The 17,631-nt window shown below is 38.9% G+C and carries 7 protein-coding genes; 6 read left to right on the forward strand and 1 reads right to left on the reverse strand.

Features of this window, described 5'->3' with window-relative positions; translation table 11 throughout:
• The first annotated feature begins 2 nt into the window (after positions 1–2).
• The 6 genes from K0B81_04855 (at position 3) to K0B81_04880 (ending at position 10,440) form a co-directional block, all read left to right on the forward strand.
• Positions 3–2,393 (forward strand): molybdopterin-dependent oxidoreductase, encoded by a 2,391-nt coding sequence (locus K0B81_04855; protein MBW6515933.1) that lies wholly within the window; start codon positions 3–5, stop codon positions 2,391–2,393.
• A gap of 46 nt (positions 2,394–2,439) precedes the next feature.
• Positions 2,440–4,920 (forward strand): FAD-dependent oxidoreductase, encoded by a 2,481-nt coding sequence (locus K0B81_04860; protein MBW6515934.1) that lies wholly within the window; start codon positions 2,440–2,442, stop codon positions 4,918–4,920.
• A 389-nt stretch (positions 4,921–5,309) separates the two neighbouring features.
• Positions 5,310–6,368 (forward strand): flavodoxin-dependent (E)-4-hydroxy-3-methylbut-2-enyl-diphosphate synthase, encoded by a 1,059-nt coding sequence (ispG, locus tag K0B81_04865; GenBank protein MBW6515935.1) that lies wholly within the window; start codon positions 5,310–5,312, stop codon positions 6,366–6,368.
• Between the two features lie 108 nt (positions 6,369–6,476).
• Positions 6,477–8,177 (forward strand): BamA/TamA family outer membrane protein, encoded by a 1,701-nt coding sequence (locus K0B81_04870; protein MBW6515936.1) that lies wholly within the window; start codon positions 6,477–6,479, stop codon positions 8,175–8,177.
• Positions 8,178–8,266: 89 nt separating this feature from the next.
• Complete coding sequence (locus K0B81_04875; protein ID MBW6515937.1) at positions 8,267–9,109, forward strand: NYN domain-containing protein; 843 nt, start codon at positions 8,267–8,269, stop codon at positions 9,107–9,109.
• A 17-nt stretch (positions 9,110–9,126) separates the two neighbouring features.
• On the forward strand, positions 9,127–10,440 hold the full coding sequence (locus tag K0B81_04880) for a hypothetical protein (protein ID MBW6515938.1): 1,314 nt from the start codon (positions 9,127–9,129) through the stop codon (positions 10,438–10,440).
• A 472-nt stretch (positions 10,441–10,912) separates the two neighbouring features.
• Here K0B81_04880 and K0B81_04885 read toward each other — a convergent pair whose 3' ends face one another.
• Entirely contained in the window at positions 10,913–17,464 is a 6,552-nt protein-coding gene (locus K0B81_04885) for an agmatine deiminase family protein (protein ID MBW6515939.1), read from the reverse strand.
• Positions 17,465–17,631: the final 167 nt, after the last annotated feature.

The following is a 17,631-nucleotide window of genomic DNA, read 5'->3' on the forward strand; positions in this document are numbered from 1 at the left end:
TTATGGCAAAGAGACCTTGGCATATCAGCGGTAAACTACACATAACAGGAAACTCGCGTTTTATTGGAGAAGAGCCCAAACCGGAAGGAATTCTCTCTGCGAAATTACTCTTCAGCCCGGTTGCTCATGCCCAGATAAACAAATTAGACATCTCACCGGCATTAGCCATGAAAGATATCACTACTGTCCTGACAGCAAAGGACATCCCCGGTAAGAATAAACTGGGACATTTGTTCGATGATGAACCTCTATTAACTGTAGAAGAGATAACCTATGTAGGTCAACCTTTGGCAATTGTACTCTCTTCTTATCCCAACGTAGCTGCTGAGGGGACAAAGCAGATCATTCTTAAGTATAAAGAGCTTAAACCGCTCCTCAGCATCAGAGATGCAGAAGAAAACAAATCTTGGTATGTTCCGGAAAGAGTATTCGAAAACGGTGATCTGAATAAAGGATTCAAAGATTCTGCCTTTATATTAGAAGGGGAGACAGAAACTTCAACCCATGAACATTTTTATTTTGAGACGCAACGATGTATAGCAGTTCCCGGAGAAGGTGAACAAATGACGGTCTATTCTGCAACTCAGAGTACTATGGAAGTACAGGAAGCTGTTGCCAAAGTATTAGGAACAGCAGTGCATAATGTGATTGTTGATGTGATGCGTCTCGGTGGGGCTTTTGGAGGAAAGGAGAGCAGGGCGACAATCTTTGCCTGTTTAACAGCATTAGCAGCAAAGATAACCGGTAAACCGGTAGAACTTAAGTTAAGCAGGAAAGAGGATTTTCTCTATACAGGTAAACGACACCCTTTCTGGAGCAGATACAAAGTCGGCTTTGATGAATTGGGTTGTATCAATTCCTATGATGTAGAACTGGTTTCCAATGGTGGTGCTTATACAGATCTATCGATAGCCATCTTACAGAGAGCTATGTTTCATGCCGAAAATGCTTATTATATCCCTAATGTAAGGATCAGAGGGAGAGCATGCAGGACAAATCTACCTCCAAATACAGCATTTAGAGGTTTCGGCGCACCTCAGGGAATTTATGTAATTGAGAGCGTAATCGAACGGATTGCCTATACCCTGAAAAAGGATCCGATGGAGATCCGCCGTCTCAATTCCTATCAATCAGGACAAATAACCCCTTATGGACAAGAAGTGCAAGAATCCGATATGGTAAAACTCTTCGACAGATTGATAGAAAAGAGTAATTATGAACAACTAAAGAAAGAAACAATAGATTTCAATAAAAAGAATGATCGTAAAAAAAGAGGGCTGGCTGTAGTTCCCGTTAAATTTGGTATTTCATTCACCTCACCTGTACTTAATCAAGGTTCAGCACTGGTCTGGATCTATATCGATGGAACGGTTTCGGTAACTACCGGTGGTGTTGAGATGGGGCAGGAGGTAAATACTAAAGTTGCAGCAGTAGTTTCCAGAGTTTTGGGCATATCTCGCGATAATATCCGTGTAGAGAGTAGCAATACTCAGCGAGTTGGTAATGCCTCTCCGACGGCTGCATCTACAGGTAGTGATATCAATGGTAACGCTGCCCGAATTGCTTGTGAAGAATTGCTTTCCAGATTGCTTCCTCTCGCGGCGGAATTGTTAGAAGCAAAGAACAGCGTTAAACCTGCTCCCGGTTCGATTGTATTCGAAGATGATAAAGTATTTGATAAAAAATTTCCACTCTTTGTACTTTCTTTCCCTGAGCTTATCCAACAAGCATACGACAGACGAATTGCCTTAGGTGCTTACGGTTATTATAAAACACCGGGTATCTGGTTTGATAAAGACAAAAACAAAGGGAATCCCTTCTATTACTATGTCTATGGGTGTGCTTTGGTTAGAGTAGAGATTGATCTGATGACAGGAGAGAACAAGTTACTGGAAGTCTATATTATACATCAGAACGGGAAATCACTCCATATTGATGTAGATAGAGGTCAGACAATCGGGGCTTTTATGCAATCATACGGCTGGTGCACTATCGAAGAGATGCCTTGGGACGATAAGGGGCATTATCTCGCTTCGACAGTATCTACTTATAAGATCCCCTGTATTCGTGACTTGCCGGAAAAACTGGAAGTTGAACTGATCGAATCTGAGAATGAATATGCCAGTGTATTAGGTAGTAAAGCGGTTGGTGAGCCACCCTATATATATGGAGAGGCAGCACATTTTGCAATTAAAAATGCTCTGCAATCAATGTCTGAAGAGGAGATCTCATTACCTTTCCCGGCAACTCCTGAAGCAGTTCTGATGACAATAGAGAAGATCAAGAAAAAGAATCCAACAAAAGTAAAAATAGCAGAAAATCTGATAAAAAAGACAACAAAACCGAAACCGAAAATCAAATCAATAATTTCAGGGATCGAGCCTGAATTATAAACTTATGAAAATATTCTTAAAGGGGTATAAGTAATTGGAAAATAATATCTTTCTGACCGAAGCTCAATTTAAAAATGAGATAGCCCGGTGTATTTATTGTGCAGAAAAACCGTGTAAAGCTGCCTGCCCTTCAGATTGCTCACCGGCAGATTTTATCATGGCAGTAGCTGCCGGATATCCTCAGGACTTTGAGCGGGCAGCTCAAATGATAATAGGGAAAAACCCGCTTGGTGGAGTTTGTGGCGCTGCCTGTCCGGATTATCACTGTATGCAGGGTTGTGTGAAAGAGGGGTTTGACCGACCACTCGATATACCTGCAATACAGGGTTATATAATCCAAAAAGCTAAAGAATTAAACCGACTTCCCAAATTTAAGAGAGAAAAACCGAACGGCAAAAAAGTCGCCGTAGTAGGTGCAGGACCTGCAGGAATAGGGGCTGCAGTAACATTAGCACAAAAGGGATATCAGGTAGATATTCTCGATGAGAATGAATCGTACGGTGGTGCCTGTCTTCTTATCCCAGAATGGCGACTAAATAAGAATGTCCTGCTGACAGATATAGATTTCCTTCAGAAAAGCTTCGGTTTGAACTTCCACTTCGCAAAACCGGTAGATGATCCACAAAAGCTCTTGGAAGAAGGCTTTGACGGCGTAGTTTTGGCTGTAGGGCTCACTGAACCGATAAGATTGAATATACCCGGAGATGAGTATGCTGTTTATGGGACTGAATACTTGAAAAATCCCATCTCAATAGAAGTAAAAGACAAACGGATCGCTCTCGTAGGTGGAGCTATTGCTGCCGATATTGCTCTTCTGGCTAAGATGATGGGAGCTGCTCATTGTGAAATGATCGTATTGGAAAGTATCGCTGAAATGCCGTTAACGAACAAGGAAAGAGAAGATTTGTTGAAGGGAGGGGTACACATCACTCCCCGTACAAGACTAACTGAAATTCTTCATGATGAGGGTATAGTTAAGGGAGTTAAGACAAAACCGGTTATGTTGCCTCTTGGTGAGGATTTTCATCCCTCAAAGATTATTGATGAACCGGGCAGCGGTGATACTATCCGTCTCTTTGATCTGGTTTTTATAGCTATCGGTAACAAACCCTCACTCATAGAAAAGCATAACTTCATGCCTGATGTGAAGTTAGTAATAACCGGTGACATGGCTTTTGGACCTACAACAGTGGTAGAAGCAGTAGCAACAGGGAAGAATAGTGCTCTTCAGTTACATGCCTATCTTCAAGGGGATAATCAACCTGATATAGCTGAACCATTAAAGAGCTATCATTCTCTGAGGAACGAAAAAGAAATACCTATATCCTTGCAAACCTCTTTCTTTGGTAGAACTATCAGATCTCCCTTCCTACTTTCAGCTGCTCCTCCCACAGACGGTTATGAACAGATGAAAATGGCATACGAAGCCGGTTGGGCTGGTGGGATAATGAAGACAGCATTTGATAATTTACCTATCCATATTCCCGGTGAATACATGATTGTCTTTAATAATAAGACTTACGGAAACTGCGATAATGTTTCCGATCACCCCTTAGACCTGGTTTGTGAGGAGATAACAAAGCTTATCAAGGAATATCCGGACAGATTGACAATGGCATCAACAGGAGGATCTGTAACGGGTAACGATGAAGCTGATAAGCAAGTATGGCAGAACAATACCCGAAAACTTGAAGAAGCAGGTGCTATGGGTATCGAGTATAGTCTGTCCTGCCCACAAGGGGGAGATGGCACTCATGGGGATATCGTGTCTCAAAACGCTGAACTAACTGCTAAGATAATTGACTGGGTAATGGAAGCTGGGCGAGGAGATATCCCTAAACTCTTTAAACTAACCGGAGCAGTAACTGCCATTCAGCCGATTATTGATGCCATCAAAGAGGTTTTTGACAGATATCCGGAAAAGAAAGCTGGTGTAACTCTGGCTAATACCTTTCCTGTTTTAGCTTTGAGAGAGGGTTTCTCGGAGAAATGGGAGAAGGGTATAGTTGTTGGGATGTCCGGTGAAGGAGTATTGCCTATAAGCTATCTGACATTAGCAAAAGCAGCTAACAGAGGAGTTTCTATTTCGGGTAATGGCGGTCCAATGGATTATAAAGGGGCTGCAGATTTTCTTGCGCTGGGGGCTGAAACGGTACAATTCTGTACGATCGTCGAAAAGTATGGTTATGGGATCATAGACGAACTGGAAAACGGTTTGAGCTACCTTCTCAAAGAGAGAAATATTAGTTCGGTTAATGAACTTATCGGCATTGCTCTCCCTGATCCGATCATTGACTTTATGGATTTACCGGAAAAGAGTAAAGTACCGGAAGTCGATCCCGATCTCTGTCAGCATTGTGGCAACTGTACAAGATGTCCCTATCTGGCAATTGAACTGGATGATGATAAAGTACCGGTCATTGATGAGGATAAGTGTGTAGGATGTTCACTCTGTACTTTGAGATGCTTCTCCGGAGCACTCAGGATGATATTGAGAGAGAGCGAGAGGGAGAAGGAGCGAGGTTAAAAGTAAGTAGTAAAAATCACTTGGGTAGAAGCAAGTCCATTGGAAGGATTAGCAAGCATTGGACCACGGATGCACACGGATGAAAAAATGATCAACACGGATTAAAAATGATAAACAAAAAAAAATTATCAAAATGATGTCATCCTGAGTGTTTGATCACTTGTTTTGGAGTGGTCAACTGTATCGAAGGAGGAAGGGAGATCAAGCCCATTGGAAGGATAGCTTCGAAGAGAGAATGAACTACTGAGAGTAAGGTAATATAAGAGAGTGAAAACAGATGAAAGTTAAATTGAAGTGTAGGGGCGGTTCAAGAACCGCCCTCATAAAGACTTAAAGAGTGAAGAATTGTTTCCAACAAAAGAAGATATTGTTAAAAACAGGGCATATAAATGAAAATTGAAAGAATAAAGACAAGAGCAACAAAGCTGGGTAATTTGGTAATTGGAGATGGCAATCCTATCAGAGTTCAGTCAATGACCAATACTCTAACCCAGGATATTAATGCTACTACAAAACAGGTCAGACAATTGATTTCCTCCGGTTGTGAGATAGTCCGGATTGCTGTTCCTGATATGAAAGCGGCGAAAGCTATTCGGGAAATCAAAAAAAACTGCACAGTGCCGTTAATTGCTGACATACACTTTGATTATAAGCTCGCTCTGGCTGCAATTGAGAGTGGTGTTGACGGTTTACGACTTAATCCGGGTAATATTGGTAGTGTACTTAATGTAGAAAAGGTTGTAGAAAGGGCAAAAGAAAAACAAATATCTATCCGTATCGGAGTCAATAGCGGATCTTTAGCAAAAGATAAGCTTGAGAAGTACGGAGTAACTGCTAACGGATTAGTTGAGTCGGCATTGGAGCATATTGCCATTCTGGAAAGATTAGGGTATTATGAAATCAAGGTTTCGGTAAAGGCAGCTTCTGTAATGATGACTATTGATGCTTATAGATTACTGAGTGAAAAAGTACCTTATCCGTTACATTTAGGGGTTACTGAAGCTGGTACAGAATTAAGAGGAACTGCAAAATCATCGGTAGCTCTCGCTATTCTTCTCTCGGAAGGGATAGGAGATACAATCAGAGTATCATTGACTGCTGATCCGGTCAAAGAAGTCATTGTCGGTCTGGAAATACTTAAGTCGCTTGGATTGAAAAAGGGACTTAATGTAGTATCTTGTCCTACTTGTGGAAGAACAGAGATAGACCTAATAGCTCTTACCCAAGAAGTAGAAAAACGGTTGGTTGAATATCAGGCAGAAGATATGATTGTAGCAGTGATGGGATGTATTGTTAACGGACCGGGAGAAGCAGGTATGGCTGACTTTGGCATAGCCGGAGGAAAGAAAGAGGGGTTAGTTTTCAGCAAAGGACATATAGTTAAAAAAGTTCCTGAACATCTTCTTTTAGAAGAACTTATGAAATTGATCGAAGATAGTATCAAATAGATCATGTCATGTACAAATATCAATCAAGGAAAGGATGAATCTAAAGATAAATCATGTATTGTCTCTCTTAAAGGACTCTCAGAAAAAGAGCTAATCCAAAAAAGAACTATGACAGTTGAAAAAATAGCCATCTTATTGATATTTTTATGGTTAGTGTCATTCTTGTCGGCAGAGACTGATCTATTTGTCAGAGAAGTGATTTTTACGGGTAACAGTCTTATTCCCAACAGAGAATTGCAGGGGACCATTTTAACACAGAGTGGTAATTATTACAGTCCGCAAACAGCTCAAGAAGATTGCATCAGAATAGCCAATTTCTATCATAGTCGTGGATTTCTCAATATACGAGTTTATTATCCGGAAGCTATCCCAATCAGTGCACGTCAGTTAGATGTTCATTTCATAATTGAAGAGGGTGAATTATTTCAGATAGAAGAGATCGTTCTTAAAGGTAACAGTTATTTTTCAGCAGAACGCATTGCTCAGTTAACAGGGATATCTTTGACAGGTAATTACCCATTCAGTGTGATCAATAACCTTCTTTTTCAGATAGTTGACCTGTATGCATCTCGAGGTTTTCTTTTTGCCAGAGCTGAGTTGAAAGATATAGTAGTTGAAAATGACAAAGTAAAAACGTTTATAACAATTGATGAAGGACGATTTGCCCGATTCGAACAATTTGTCTTTGAAGGTAATGACACAACACGAGAAAGTACTCTGTTGAGAATATCGGGTGTAAATCAAATGGAAACATTTAGTTTCTATAGTCTCCATCAGGCAGAAGAGAATGTAAGGCGAAAAGAGTATATTCGTGATTTTTCGCTTATCCCGGTAAATCATCAGACTCTACTCTTCAGGGTTGAAGAAGACAGAATGACCAAAATATCAGGTATACTCGGTTATGATAGTTCACAAGAGCAATCCGGAAGTCGGATAACCGGTTTTGTAAATCTGAAATTTCTCAATCTTTACGGTACAGACAGGGATCTTGTTTTTTCTTGGAGAAGATTAAGATCAGACAGGCAATCGATTGAATTTCGTTATCATGAATCAGGACCTTTTGCTTTACCTATTGCCGGTGATTTTCTAATTTTCAGAGAGACAGTAGATTCGACATATATCAAGACCACCTTTGATTCGGAAGTTTACTACTATACTCTGAGAAATAAGTATGGAGTTTATTTAGGTTCTGACGATTTCTTTCCGGGAACGAGAAGACCTAAATTAGTTGAAAAGTCATCTCAGAAAAAGATTGGTGCCTTCTGGCACTATAATTCCGAAGACTTTTATCTCAATCCGACTAAAGGAATGCGTCTGGAAATCAAGCATTATTATATATTCAAGAAGGATGAGGGCAATTGGATTGACAGGCAGGCAACAGAAGTGAAATGGAATAATTATATCACTTTGACTCCGAGAGTTGTTTTGATGTCATCTTTGAACGGTAAACAGGTACAAAATCGGAATCTGAAAGATTACGAACTATATGATTTGGGTGGTACAAATGATCTGCGAGGATTTAGAGAAAAGCAATTCAGTGGCTATCGGGTTGGTTGGTCCAATCTAGAATTAAGATATCTTCTAACCAGAAAATCGAGGGTTTTTCTCTTTACTGATTATGGCATTGTTCAATATCCGGTTCAGGAAACAACTCGAACCTTAAAAGATTTAATAGGGGTAGGTTTTGGAATGAGAATTGATACTCGGCTTGGTCTAATAGGTGTAGATTACGGGATAAGTCATAGTGAGGGGAAGTGGTTGCATCCCTTAGATGGAATGATACACTTTGGATTGGAGACCGGATTGTAAAGTAATTTCAAATCTAGAGTGGACTTGGTGAGGGTTTGAATGAAAGCTATGATGAAAAAAAACAAGAAAAAACAAAATGAGGTATAAAAATGGATAGTACACAGTTAAAAAAAGTTGGAGTTTATGTTGATGTATCCAATGTCGCAATGAATGGCGGATATGGAATGCATTATGATGTTTTGAGAGAATTTGCCTGCCGCAGTAATGGGATTGCTATGCGTCTTAATGCTTATGTTCCTTACGATGAAGAGCGGGGAAGAAAAGATAATGATTACTACCAAAAATCTAATAATTTTCAGTCTCTGCTCAGAGATTTTGGTTACAAAGTAATAGTAAAACAGGTTCGCTGGTTTGTTGATGAAGATGGTCACCAATATAGTAAATCAAATGCAGATCTTGATATGGCAGTGGATGCTCTTTTACAATCGGAAAAATTTGATTACGTAATTATGGTAACGGGTGACGGTGATTTTGTTCAGGTTGTGAGAGCTCTGCAGAATAAAGGCTGCCGGGTTGAAGTGATCGGGTTTAAAAACGTAGCCCATATTCTGAAAAAAGAAGCGGATAGCTATGTTTCAGGTTATCTAATACCAGATCTTTTACCGATTGAAGATAATAGTGAAAATGAAACGAAAAAATGGGGAGACACCGGCAGTAGAGTAAGAGGAGTCTGTTATAATTATAATAGTGCTAAAAAATTTGGATTCATGAGATATATCCGGTCACTCGGTGACGGATTATGGATCACCGATTCCAGAAAGACAGAATCTCCCTATCAAACGGCTTTCTTTCATAAATCCGAATTGCCTGAGAATTTCGATGTGAATCAACTGCCCAATAGAGATATCATATTTGAATTTGATTTATCACCAAGTGGAAAGAAAGATAAAGGATTATTAGCTACCAAGATAAATTTAATACATGGTATCTAAAACTCAGCAATACTGCCATGCTTCTCAAGATTAGTTTCTATCTAACTACCGAAAATAATAGTCAACAAGGAAAGACAATAGACTTTATAAGTGAATTAGTCAAAATTCATGCCAGATGTTATGTCTTATCTAAGTATTATATACCTGAATTAGAAGAATTTGATCCTCAATATTGCATTATTAGAGATAACCTGTTATTCAATCATTCATCAAATATACCAGATAACGATTCTTTCTATAAATCGGAAAGAGAATTTTTAACCAAGAAAAAAATCAGGATAATCATCTCAGATAATCCCAATCTATTCCGGAAGATAAGCAAGGATCACAATATAATTAACATTGATCTCCATAAAATACTTGATTCTCAAAAAGCTATTCTCAAAGCTACCGGAAAGATTGTACAAAAGTATGTGTCAACTTACAATGCAGAAATAAGTTATGCAGTCTTTGATGTGGGTACAAACAATGTTCAACTCGTCTGGGCTATGATAGATAAAGATAGAATTGAGATCATTCATCGTGCTTCTCAGATTTCAGCCATGGGCAAAAACATGCAAAATGGGTTGCTGACTAAAGCCGGTATAGAGAGAACAAAGAAAATACTCAAAGAGTTTTTGAGAATATCTACCCTCTTTACAAACAATATCATTTTAATTGGAACAAGTTGTTCCCGTGAGAGCAAGAATATCAATCTTTTAATAGATTGGCTGAAAAAGAAATATGATCTGGCTTATCAGATCATATCTGATCAGGAAGAGGCAGAACTAGTTGGCTTAGCAAACAGAAAACTATTTAATGAATTTAAAGAACTGATCATATTTGATATTGGTGGTGGAAGTACTGAGTTTATATTCTACCGGGGTATCAAAAAGATCTACCAGAATAGTATCCAGTTAGGAATCAGAAGGATAGAGAACTATAAGAACGATAATCAACAAAAAAAAATAGAATACATTCGTCAGAAACTGAACAATTTGCCTGTAGGACTTCTCAAGAAACCTTTTCTGGTCGGTATCGGGGGAACTGTAACTAACATCAGTGCAGTAAAACAGAGCTTGATTTATTATGATAGTGCAGTAGTTCATAAGAGAAATCTCAGTAAAAGTGATATCGAATTCTATCTGAAGAAATTTAAAAAGCTCACCTTGGATGAAATATCCAAGCTGATGCCTTTTGAACCGTTGAGAGCTAATGTAATAACTACTGGTTTGTTGATAATACTGGAGATAATGAACTATTTCGGGCAAGATAGTATTTTCGTAAGCGATTATGGATTGCAATTCGGAGTTTTAGAAAGGATCAGATTAAAGGCGAGTGGGATTACATAATTATATCAAAATTTTTTAGTGTATAATTTTGTTCCTTTCTCGTGATTATTCGTGGTTGTCCTTTTAAAACGACAAAGAGCAGAATTACTTCTGCTCTCCATCGCCTTTGCGGGTAAGGATCATTAAGATTAAATTCCATATCAAAGTCAGAGCATTGTAATCTATGCCTAAACTTTGATGTTCTAAATATATATAGCAATGCCCTTGCCAAATTTGGCAGAGATTTTATCTTATTATCTATCAAACACATAGAGTATCGGAAAAATTCTTAACCTCTTATTGATCATATCATTTCTGTATAGTTTTTGTCAGTTTGTTATAGAAAAGATATAGCAAGGGTTTGAGGTTAAGATAAGGTTGAGAATGGCATTAGTATTGTGGGGAACTTTTGTGGAACTGCTTATAAAAAAAGAGAGCAAAGTTTTGAATCTTTGCTCTCTAATGCCTTGTTAAGTTTTAGATATAATTTACTCTATTCTCTAATTCTTCTTCTTACTGGTTCTTCTGTTAATTCACGAAGAGTAGGAGAGAGTATCAGAGCTTTTACTCGATAGAATTTCATTGGTCCGGAAATTTCACTTTCCCAGGTAACGAGATCATTTACTATACTAAATGAGCCTGTCTCCTCAGGAACGAAAGTTCCATCGATATTAGAGCTTGATTCAACAATATAATCGGTAGCTCCCGCAACTACTTCCCAAGAGATAAAGATATAGCCGTCTTCGATGTAAACTTCTACAATATCCGGAATTCCTAACTCAGTTCCAAGCTCATTAACTTCAATCAGGATAGGACCATCTGCTCCAATGTGAGGATAAAACTCTGTTCTTCCTGACTGATCAGAAGCAGAAATGTAATAATAAATAGTAGTTTCATATTCCTGCGGTGGTATAGCTGCCACATAATCATTGTTTCTCTGTGGAACCATTGGTGCATAGTTATATGGATCTTCGAGAGCTGTTTTCCAATAAACTCTGAGTTCATCTAAGGGTTGTCCGCTGTAAGCTATGATCTCAGTCACAATATCGATTGTTTGGCCACTATAGTTGACTTGTGGGGGGATATGATTAACATATAGCATGCCTTGATCAGCAACACCAATTACACGGCAATGGATTGCATCATTGCTTATCCATGATCCGGTAAATCCCACGATCTCATACCCCGGCATCGCTGTTTGATAAGATACGATAGCAGCGGCATCATTAGCTGTACCCATCTGAGGTACATAAACCTTATTGTTAACTATAACTGAGTTAGTATAGGCTTCATTGTTGGGTGTATAGACTCTAAATACCTGATAAGGAGTTCCGTAAGAGCTTATCTGACCGGCGAAATAATCAGCAGCAGCTTCGATTTGGCTATACTGAGGATGTCCTGTGTGAACAGATCTGATCATTATTTTGTCTGGAGCTAAGAATTTAGCCCAAGTATCAATGTGATTGAGGGTATCTCCTGTCGGATCGGGTCTCTTATGATAAGTATTAAGTCCTAAATAATTGTGCATTATCTGATCAATTTGATTCTCTGACAAACTCGGATTTTCATTGAGAACTAAAGTAGTTGAAGCTCCTACGCCGAGCCCGTCACCCATCATATTACCGCCTGTATGAGTTAATGGCATTAAGAAATATGGAATATCAAAATAATTGCTAACAACTCCGGGAATAACATTATCGTTTGGTCTCGGACGGTTATATGTGAAATCAACAATCCCTATTCCATCCTGAGTTGCCACACTCCAAGGACCGTAATCTCTTGTCCAGTATGTATCACTGGCGGCAATAATAAACTCACAATTATCCATGTTCACGCCATTGTTGCTATAATTTGTCATTGCCGTGCTCAAATTAGCGCTGGAGATGATTGTATAGACCTTAGTATCATTTGAGAATGCACTAATTAGGTTATATGGTAATCCGACAGGATATCTGATTAGAACACCCTGCATCGGTTCCCATTCTGCTATATATCTTGGTTCAAATACACCAAGTGATGTCGTTTCGTAAATTGCGGTAGCACTAACAGAACTATCGCTCATGGAAACTATTTCAATTATTGCTGTATCACTACCTGTTGCTCCGGCAGGTATGCTTACCTGAACTACTATTTGTTTACTAACTCCTGCTGCGATGAATCCGGTTTCAGTTATTTCTGATCGGGTATATGGAATGGTTGGAGCGGTTTTTTCCATATAAACCATACCTTCTCCCAGATCAATAACAGGAATTTCTTCATATTCATCTGTTCGCTGAGCACTCCAGAAAGAAACGTTCCAGTTATTATCGAAAGCAGCTAATGTATAATTATCTGACATATTACCTGTGTTAGTTACAGTCATCTCATACTCCACGACCGTATTGCTATAACCGCTCTTTGAATCTACTTCAGGTGAAACAGAGACTCCATAAGTTGGGTCACCGATAACACCACTAATAGCAATGTTATAAATATTCCACCAGTCGATATTCCAGGTACTCGAGCCGTGACTGCGGAATTTTAATTGGACTATTTGACCTCCAAAAGGTGTCATTGGGAAGACAAAATCAGCTGTATCAAAGCTGCCGGTTGAACAATTGTAGCTCCAAAGAACAGTTTCAGTCCTGTCATGAATTACAATTATTTCTAAGACCTCATCTACTGCACTATAATTGCTAAATAGTTGGGTAATAGTCATTTCTCCGACATCTTCTGGTAGGTAAATATTTGGTGAAATAGCTGAAAGATCATAAGGTGTTACTGTGGGGCTATAATAGAATTGCAAATATCCAGACTGCATTAACCAGTTAGAACCTAATGTCCATCCTGTATGAGGAGGATTAAAATCTTCTTCCCAAATGAGAGTAAAGGCATCCGGTGTAGCAGTTACTGTATTAGAAGGTATAGATTCGCCTTCGGTGTAAATGGCTGTAACGTAATAGTTATAGGTGACATTGTTAACAACATCTGTGTCGCTATAAACTGTTACTCCTGCACTTACACTATCAAGATAATCACCATCTCTATAGATATTAAATCCTGTTAAATCTCTATTGAGATCATCAATTCTTTGTCTTGTGAGAGAGCTATTTCCTCTTGCCTGTTCCTCTACTAAACTCATGGTTGGTGACTGCCAGCTTAAATGAACTAACTCATTACCTGCAGTTGCTACCAAATTAGTTGGAGGTAGCAATATGGGCCCTTCACCAGCACCAAAAAGTAGCGTTGTATTCGGTATTTGGTTGGTCAATGTCCCACCACTCGGATTTGCCGGATCGTATGTAGTTGAATCAGAATATAGATAACGAGTACGGTCAGTAATTCCAGTTGTTGTTATGTAAAATCTGTCATTGGAACTGAAATACTCGGTGTCCATAGGTCTGTTAACCATAATAACAAGATTTTGACCATCGTATTGATAAGGTGTTTGTAAGAGAATATCTATAGTATTCTCTCCTGATGGGAAGTTAACAGTACCATCAAATACCAATGTTAAAGAAGTAGATGGGATCCAACCACTGCTGAGATCAGTTGCTGTGGTCTCTCCTACCCATATCTTCACTGGTTTATTGGAAAGATTGGTTGCAAAGTTATTATAATAGGTGATCTGGTCTAATGTACCCATAACGCCAATTTCACTGGCTAAGTATATTGTCTGGGTTAAACTGTTTTTCCAATACATGTTTAGAGGGAGATAGTTTGCCATACCAGTACCATCACCAATATCAATGATCTGTATAGTATCCGGAGTTGCCTGTACAGTATTTGAGGGGTTTGATTCATAGGTAGAGTAAACAGCAGTTACGTAGTAAGAATAGGTCACTCCGTTTATAACATTATTATCTGTATAATTGAGCAGATCTGTATTGAATAATGACGTTCCATTTCTGTAAAGATTATAAGATAATGGTACTCCATCAACAGGAGGAGACCAGGATAGATTGACATAACCGTTACCTGCAGCAGCTACCAAATTGCGTGGAGAATCTTGTGGTAATATTTCCGGAAAGACAATATAATCTACCCAAGCACAATCGGATCCGGCACTAACAGAACCATCTTTCATATAGGTCCAGCGTAAGGTTCTCTCTCCGGCATTGACGGGGAAAGATACCTCAGACCAGTCAACTTCTCCCGACCATTGGGCTTGTTGTACTCCATCAATGAAGAAGCGGAGATAATCATAACCGGATTCTGAAGATACTTTGCGATAAAAACTGATCTCGCTATTAGCTGCAATATTTAAGGTTACTTCCATCGAAGTACTTTGGCTGTGGGTTATTGTGCCCGATTTGGCTGAGTATTCACCTTCATAAACATTATCTGTGACAATAGTCCAATCAGCATTTCCAGCAAACTCCCAAGGGAACGAACTGAAATCACCCGTTTCGAAATCTTCTAAGACCAAACCTACCGGTATATAGCGATAATACACAGTAGTATAAGCACCATAATCAATTGTTTTAGTAAACTCAACAACAGTACCCGGATTGATGCTTTCATCAACGGTTACTGTATAGATAGTTTGAATATTAGCACCGGGAGAAATTGCTGTAATATTATAGACAGGTGTTGATATGCCGACAAGAGGATTATTTACCGATAATGTCGCTGTGCCTGCTTGAGATGCAGCCTCTCCTATATTATCTATAGTAAAAACCATGGAAACTGTTTCACCGGGATCTAATCTACCATTATTATTACCACCTGGTAGTGGATCTTGGATCTGAAGATGACTTACCTCAAGATTAGGAGCATTGACATTAAAGCTGAAATCGTAAGACCAGTTATCTGTTCCTGAGGTAACATCCAAGGTAAAGTTTAGTGTTGTCTGATCTATAAGATTATCTGCAGTTTCAATGGTAAAGGCGTTCGGTCTGGTTATTGAACCATCGGCAGCTATAGTACCGAAGTTTTCTATATTGTCAATTATAGTAACACCATCTGAGCTAGTGCTCAAAGTAGCTGAAACACTTGGTGCAGGATCAACACCGACATTGCTGAGAGTAACAGTGAAATTGATCATTTCGTTGTATTGTGGAGTATGAGCTTGATTACCACTTAAGGAATAGTTATCTAAAACAACATAGGGTCCTTCTGCTGGTAAGACCTCTACGGAACCGACATGAGTAACCCTATTGTAAGCAGTTGCTGTCAGGGTCAAAGTAACTGGTTCTGTTGGCGGATTTGCCATGCTAAGGGTTATTACACCACTGCTATTAGTATATCCATAAGCGAGAATCTCATATTCTGGTGTTGTTAATGATACTAATGAATTAGCGACTCCGGTATTAACCTGCAATGTATTTGCTCCTACTGGAATGGCATTATTATAGGTAACAGTCATTGGTTGCGGAGTATTGGAACGAACTTGCAGAGAAGCATCACCAAAAATATGCCAATTCTTAAACTCATTTGCTCCACTCGTTCCAAATAATTCTATCATAAAGAAAGAACCGTTAAAGAAAAGTCCACCGATAGTAGTTTTAGCATCAGCAACGAGCAAATTGGCTACTTCTCTTTGTGCTGCCATGGGTGGTACCCAGGCTTGGTTAACTGATGAAGCATACATAGCTATGGCACCGGTAGGAGCATTTCCGTTAGTAGCTCTTAACCATGCTTCAGCAAAGCAGGTTGTGGCAGTAAAATTACCATTTACGCAGGCAACTGACAAGATAAATGGAAGTTTATAGTCATTAGTCAAAGCATTTACATGAGTGTTTGAAAAACCTGTAGTACTCCAGGAAGTATTTGAGCCATGTCCGGTATAATTAGCAAAACCTCGTCCGGCATTAACAGCATTTGTTACCATTGTAGCAGTGGCACTTGGCTGATAAAACTCATCAACATGGATATAGTTGTAATTTAATAGCTGAGTGCGAATAACATCCAAGTGTTGATGATCATATAATCCATCATAACCAGGTCCTTCGTTGGAGGCTACACCCATGGCATTTCTCAACCATGTATCGGCTGTAGTCATATCTCTTTCGTAGTGGATTGTTCTGGCGACCTGAGTTTGTACCTGAGCTACATTTTCTGCAGAGAATCTACCTACGAAAATATCACCGTAGTTATCATTTCCCTCAAGTAGAGAATAAGAGGGGTCGGAACCACCACCTTCTACTGTAAACGTAGGAATCTGGGCAGCATCTCCGATTAACTGAAGGAAAGTTAATCCATCATTAAGATCATACTGGTCTTCAACGAAATTCATAATTGCTGTAGCAGTAGTACCAATAGTTGATACAGGATATATGGTTGTCGGAATACCCTTCTGATTCTTCCAATTAACATAGGGCATTGTTGCATCGACAAAGGAATCAAAAGCAATGACGATCATTCTCCCCTGTTCTTCAAGGGGAGTATAACGATTTGTGGAAAAGTTAAGAAAGCGGTTTCTATAAATATACTCAAACTCTCTTGTATAGCCGTCTCTCTGACGATATTTAACGTTACGGGTATCAGTTCCAATGTTGTTGACTTCTACTGTTATTCTATGGTACACACGCAAAACACCTGTCACCGGATTATATTGGAAGGGAAAGACCCTGACTACCTGACCACGAAAATCACGTAAGATATACGGTTCTGACAATTCAGTGAGTTGTTCAGGATAGAAAGCATTCTTTTCATAAACATCAGCAAAGGTATATGGAACTTCATCCGGATTTTGATTACGCAGAATGTTACCTTTTGATGGAGCAATATCCAGCAAAAGGTCAACATAATCACTCGCAATAACTCTTACATCGGTTAGAGCGTAATCCGGGATAATAATACTCCGGGATATATGAGGTAGCTCCGGTACACCCTTTTCTAAGAGGTTAGCTTCACTTTGGAGATTGATATGAAAAAATTCTTCACCTTCAATCTCAACGGCATGCCTAATAAAACGACCAAATGAATAATCGATGATAGTTTTATCAAAATCTGAACTAATTAACTCAACATTAAACGGATTTTGATTAATAACAACCTCTTCAGCAAAAAGCAGGGATATTATACTGAAGATCAATAGGAAAAGTAATCCAAATTTTTTCATTATAGACTCCTCTATATCGAATTTAATTCAATCTTATGCAAAAAATACTGAAAAACAAAAATTTATTCATACAAAGCATATTAGTTAGCCAACTAAATTGTTGTCAACAAAAATTATACTTTCACTGCATCTTTTCGAGGTTCCAGCAATACAACTTAAGCGAGAGC

Source organism: Candidatus Cloacimonadota bacterium, assembly GCA_019429305.1.
GTDB lineage: Bacteria > Cloacimonadota > Cloacimonadia > Cloacimonadales > JAJBBL01 > JAHYIR01.

Coding starts and splice junctions, on each gene's coding strand:
- K0B81_04855 (MBW6515933.1), top strand. CDS start 3: ATGGCAAAGAGACCTTGGCATATCAGCGGTAAACTACACATAACAGGA.
- ispG (MBW6515935.1), top strand. CDS start 5,310: ATGAAAATTGAAAGAATAAAGACAAGAGCAACAAAGCTGGGTAATTTG.
- K0B81_04870 (MBW6515936.1), top strand. CDS start 6,477: ATGACAGTTGAAAAAATAGCCATCTTATTGATATTTTTATGGTTAGTG.
- K0B81_04875 (MBW6515937.1), top strand. CDS start 8,267: ATGGATAGTACACAGTTAAAAAAAGTTGGAGTTTATGTTGATGTATCC.
- K0B81_04880 (MBW6515938.1), top strand. CDS start 9,127: ATGCTTCTCAAGATTAGTTTCTATCTAACTACCGAAAATAATAGTCAA.
- K0B81_04885 (MBW6515939.1), bottom strand. CDS start 17,464: ATGAAAAAATTTGGATTACTTTTCCTATTGATCTTCAGTATAATATCC.